The following is a 629-nucleotide window of genomic DNA, read 5'->3' on the forward strand; positions in this document are numbered from 1 at the left end:
TTGTAGCACTACCTTCTACCTTTGGCAATTAGTATTTTTAACATACAGAGGCTATTATACCATTTTCTATTAAGTAAATATGGTATATATGTATAATAGTTGAACAAAAGAACCATTTATTTCTTATAAAGCAAGAGATTGAACACACTTTATCAACGCAGTAAAAAAGAAAGAACATCTCAAGAAATGGTAATTTAACAAAAAGGAGAAAACAACAGTGGGATTTTTAATTGGCATATCAGGAAGCATTATTGTGGATCAAGGAGGACGCTTTCCAGGCTATAAGCGAGCGTATGTGAATAATGACTATATCGAATCAACAGCGCTCAGCGGCGGAATTCCTTTTATCTTGCCAGTGCTAAAAGATGAAGAAATGATTAAAGCGCAGGCAGAAAGTATAGACGGGTTGATTTTATCAGGTGGTCAAGACGTTAATCCCCTTTTATACGGAGAAGAACCGACAACCAAAACGGGTTCACCTTTTTTAGCACGAGATCAGTCTGAACAGCTATTGTTAAAGCATGTGATCGATCAAGGAAAGCCGGTGTTAGCGATTTGCCGCGGCTTACAAATTTTGAACGTTGCTTACGGCGGGACTCTTTATCAAGACATGTCAGACATTAAAGAGT

General features: G+C 37.5%; 1 protein-coding gene. It reads left to right on the plus strand.

Annotated elements, in window-relative coordinates:
* Window positions 1-217: 217 nt before the first annotated feature.
* Window positions 218-629: gamma-glutamyl-gamma-aminobutyrate hydrolase family protein (locus tag AC1DWA_RS33060; protein ID WP_477917657.1), on the plus strand; the 412-nt coding region annotated here is incomplete at its 3' end.

This window comes from Rhodococcus sp. P4_F3_2 (assembly GCF_056401335.1).